At 61.1% G+C, this 3,893-nt stretch carries 6 protein-coding genes; 5 read left to right on the top strand and 1 reads right to left on the bottom strand.

Features of this window, described 5'->3' with window-relative positions; all coding sequences use genetic code 11:
- The 5 genes from ACFFAR_RS27100 to ACFFAR_RS27080 all read left to right on the top strand — a co-directional run.
- The coding region (locus ACFFAR_RS27100) for a hypothetical protein (protein ID WP_375508810.1) at positions 1-186 on the top strand (186 nt) is incomplete at its 5' end.
- A gap of 12 nt (positions 187-198) precedes the next feature.
- On the top strand, positions 199-771 hold the full coding sequence (locus ACFFAR_RS27095) for a sigma-70 family RNA polymerase sigma factor (protein ID WP_061999184.1): 573 nt from the start codon (positions 199-201) through the stop codon (positions 769-771).
- Positions 768-1,409, top strand: coding sequence for a DUF1109 domain-containing protein (locus tag ACFFAR_RS27090; protein WP_061999183.1), 642 nt, complete (start codon positions 768-770; stop codon positions 1,407-1,409). Before ACFFAR_RS27095 ends, ACFFAR_RS27090 begins: the two co-directional genes overlap by 4 nt.
- 165 nt (positions 1,410-1,574) lie before the next feature.
- Entirely contained in the window at positions 1,575-2,216 is a 642-nt protein-coding gene (locus ACFFAR_RS27085) for an NrsF family protein (RefSeq protein WP_174363211.1), read from the top strand.
- 163 nt (positions 2,217-2,379) lie between these two features.
- Positions 2,380-3,159, top strand: a complete 780-nt coding sequence (locus tag ACFFAR_RS27080) for a DUF1223 domain-containing protein (protein WP_174363210.1) — start codon at positions 2,380-2,382, stop codon at positions 3,157-3,159.
- Between the two features lie 13 nt (positions 3,160-3,172).
- On the opposite strand, the gene ACFFAR_RS27075 is transcribed toward ACFFAR_RS27080, so the two are convergent.
- The coding region (locus ACFFAR_RS27075; protein ID WP_375508809.1) for a GTP-binding protein at positions 3,173-3,893 on the bottom strand (721 nt) is incomplete at its 5' end.

Raw genomic sequence — 3,893 nt, 5'->3', positions numbered from 1 at the left:
AACAAGCACGCCGTGCCCTCTTCCCATCGAATTATCCGGACGCCGCTCGCTGATCTCGCCCCGCTTTCGCCGCCGGCGTTGCGCGCCGACATCGACAGCAGCAAAACGTTGCGGCACAATCCGCACGTTTCGCGTTCGGCAGGTCACCAGACGCCCTGCCGCTTTTTTATTTGGAGCGCGCTGTAACCCAATGCCGCGATGAAGCGAATAACACAAGGTAATGGCGTGTCGGGTGTCGAAGAGCGGCTGAAGTCGCTCTTCGTACGCGGCCTGGATGGCGACGCGGTTGCGTATCGTGCGTTTCTGGACGACCTGACGGGACACCTGCGCGGTTTCCTGAGGAAACGTATCCATTATCTTCAGGACGACATCGAAGACATCGTGCAGGAAATCCTGCTGGCGGTGCACAACAGCCGCCATACATATCGTCCGGACGAACCGCTGACGGCGTGGGTGCACGCCATTGCGCGTTACAAGCTGATGGATTTCTTTCGGGCGAGATCACGGCGCGAAGCGCTGAATGATCCGCTCGACGAGACGCTCGATATCTTCGCAATTTCAGATGAAGAGCCCGCCGACGCGAAACGCGATATCGGCAAGTTGCTCGAGCAGTTGCCGGACCGTCACCGGTTGCCGATCGTGCATGTGAAGCTGGAGGGTCTTTCCGTGACCGAGACAGCCACGCTGACGGGCATGTCGGAGTCGGCGGTCAAAGTGGGCATTCACCGAGGATTGAAAGCGCTGGCAGCAAAAATTCGAGGCACCGCATGAAAACCGACGACCTGATTTCGCTTCTCTCGACAGGGGTCACGCCCGTCGATACCGGCCTGTCGCGACGCCGCTTCGTGCGCGCGTTGCTACTGGGCGGCATGGGTTCGTTCGTGCTCATGCTGGCCGTCTACGGCTTGCGACACGACCTCGCTGTTGTATCGCGCACACCGCTCTTCTGGGCGCGCTTCGCATTTCCCGCAACACTTGCCGCGTGCGCGCTGTTCCTGGCGGCGCGCCTGTCGCGCCCGGGAACGAGCATCGGCGCATTCTGGGCAATGCCCGCCGTGCCGATCCTTGTAGTGTGGAGCGCTGCGGTCGCGGTCCTGTGCCTGGCTTCCCCCGATGCCCGCATACCACTTGTAATGGGCACGACGTGGCGCTCATGCCCGTTCAATATCGTGTTGCTTTCGGTGCCGGCTTTTGTCGCCGTGTTCTGGGCGATTCGCGGACTTGCACCCACGCGGTTGCGACTCGCAGGTGCCGCGGGCGGCATGCTGGCGGGAACTATCGCGACCATGGCGTACTGCCTGCATTGTCCCGAGATGAGCGTAGCCTTCTGGGCTGTCTGGTACTTGCTTGGCATGACGCTCGCCACACTGATCGGCGCGTTGCTCGGTCCGCGTTTCCTGCGCTGGTAATAAGCTTGACGGGGCAGCCAGCTCGGCTAATGAGGCGCAATCGCCGCCTCAAAAAAATTCGCACGCAAGCGTAACCTTCCTGCAGATCAAACCGAATAGAAGTCATGCGTCCTGTCCTGCGGCCTTGGGCTCGACGCACTATCGGTTCCTGTCTGCGGAGTGGCCATGAAGACCAGCGAGTTTGTATCGATGCTTGCCACTGGCATCGCCCCGACCCACCCTCGTGTGATCGCGCGACGTTTCGCAACGGCACTGTTTTTAGGCCTGAGCGGCGCTGCCTGCTTGATGGTTGCCCTCTACGGCGTGCGCGGCGACATGCCGCAAATGCTTACCACGCCTCTATTCTGGCTGAAAGTCGCGTTTCCTCTTGCGGTCGCTGGTGCGTCGCTTTTCATCGCGACCCGTCTTTCACGCCCCGGTGCGGATACGGCGTTCGGATGGATCGCGCTTGCCATTCCACTCGTGCTTATCTGGGTGGCGGCGTTGATCGTGATCATTGCCGCACCGCCGGCGCTTCGGCTTCAACTCGTGCTTGGCAGCACGTGGCAAGTCTGCACGATCAACATCGCGATCTTGTCAGCGCCGACTTTTGTTGCTGTGTTCTGGGCCATGAGAGGGCTTGCGCCAACCCGGCCGGTTTTGGCGGGCGCTGCGGCAGGACTGCTCAGCGGCGCTCAGGCCGTCCTTGTCTACACACTTTATTGCGTGGAGATGACCGTGCCGTTCTGGGGCGTGTGGTACGTGCTTGGGATGATGGCGCCAACGATTGTCGGCGGGATTCTGGGACCGCGTGTGTTGCGCTGGTAGCGGCCGACGCGGCAGCCACGCGCTGCCGAATCGATCAGGCTAGTCGACGACCCGCACCTTGAATGGGCACTGCGGTGACTGCAGCAAGTATTTTTGCATCGATGTAACCCGTTTCATGTGCCGGTCGAATTAGATTTCATCCGCCCCATGTCTGGAGTCCGCAATGCGCCCTTCGTCTGCTTCTGCCCTCTTTGCTATTTGCATCTCACTCTGCGCCGCGAGCGCCAACGCTGCATCGGGTAATACGTGCAGTGCGTCGAGTCCCGCTCACCGCGCGGCGCTCGTAGAACTCTACACAAGCGAAGGCTGCAATAGTTGCCCGCCCGCCGATAACTGGCTTGGCGCACTCGATCACGCACGCCGGACCGATACCATCGTGCCGCTCGCCCTGCACGTGGACTACTGGGATAACCGGGCGTGGAAAGACCGGTTTGCACAAGCGGCATTCACCACGCGCCAACAGCAACTGACATCGGCTGGCAGTGGACATGTCGTGTACACGCCGGAGATTTTCGTCGGCGGAAAGGAGTTGCGCGACTGGTCGAGCGACGCGAGTTTCGAATCGCGTATAAAACAGTTGAACAGCGAAACGCCGCTCGCCGATATCCACATCGACGGCCATCCGTCAGCGCCCGGCCATATTGCGTTCAACGCATCGTTCACAGCGCGCAAGAACCTCCCGGACGATGCCGTCGCCTACGCGGCCGTGTATGAAAACCAGCTCGTCAGCACAGTCAACGGCGGAGAAAACAACGGCGCGACACTGCATCACGACCGCGTGGTGCGCCAATGGATCGGACCCATTCGATTGACCGAAGGACGCGCGCAACTATCCGGCGATTACGCGTCGGATGCCATGCGCTTCGGCGTCGTTGCATTCGTTGAACGTGGAACGAACGGCGAGGTGCTCCAGGTGGCCGAACTCGCTTCGTGCGGCGGGTGACTATCATGGCCGCTTAGTGCGCAAGCTCTGCTTCGTGTTGCCACGCTGGAAACGGATCCTTGAACCTGTGCCAGGCTTCAGGTCCCTGCGACATTTCCGCATCGGTGAGAAGACACGCGTCCAGCCGAGCACGCAACGCCGCTTCATCCATATCGATGCCAATCAGCACCAGCTCTTGCCGTGCATCGCCGACCTGCGGGTCCCAGTCCTCCTCGATTGATTGCAGCGACTCAGGGTCTTGCGGCCAGTAAGATTTCGGCACCGCGGCCCACCACAACCCCATCGCGCCGTGACGGCATACACCGCCGGCTTGCGACCACGAACCGACATAGGTAGGCCTGCTCGCAAGCCAGAAGAACCCTTTGGACCGCACCACGCCCGGCCATTCGCTTTCGATGAAATCCCAGAACCGCTCAGGATAAAACGGCCGGCGCGCCCGATACACAAAGTTCGTGATGCCATATTCGTCGGCTTCAGATCTACGTTCGCCGCGTAACGCCGTGAGCCAGCCCGGCGCTTTGGAAGCCTCATCAAAATCGAATAGCCGGGTGTCGAGCACCTTGTCCAGACTCAGCTTGCCGAACTCGGCCATCTCGATCTTGTCACGCGGGATGTCCTCCAGGCGGGCCACAAGACCCAGCGGGACGGCCATACGCTGGCTTTCCCTGGCGCGGAACAGCAGCATCGCGGTCTTGTCGGCGGAGCTTTGGGCCTCCACCGCGGCGGAGCGCAGC

It is taken from the genome of uncultured Caballeronia sp. (genome assembly GCF_964243625.1).
Lineage (GTDB): Bacteria > Pseudomonadota > Gammaproteobacteria > Burkholderiales > Burkholderiaceae > Caballeronia.
The sequence above is the reverse complement of the archived record's forward strand: the minus strand, read 5'-3'. Positions and strand labels throughout refer to the sequence as shown.

Excerpts from the sequence above, each read along its gene's own strand:
- ACFFAR_RS27095 (WP_061999184.1), top strand. The coding sequence starts at position 199 with ATGAAGCGAATAACACAAGGTAATGGCGTGTCGGGTGTCGAAGAGCGG.
- ACFFAR_RS27090 (WP_061999183.1), top strand. The coding sequence starts at position 768 with ATGAAAACCGACGACCTGATTTCGCTTCTCTCGACAGGGGTCACGCCC.
- ACFFAR_RS27085 (WP_174363211.1), top strand. The coding sequence starts at position 1,575 with ATGAAGACCAGCGAGTTTGTATCGATGCTTGCCACTGGCATCGCCCCG.
- ACFFAR_RS27080 (WP_174363210.1), top strand. The coding sequence starts at position 2,380 with ATGCGCCCTTCGTCTGCTTCTGCCCTCTTTGCTATTTGCATCTCACTC.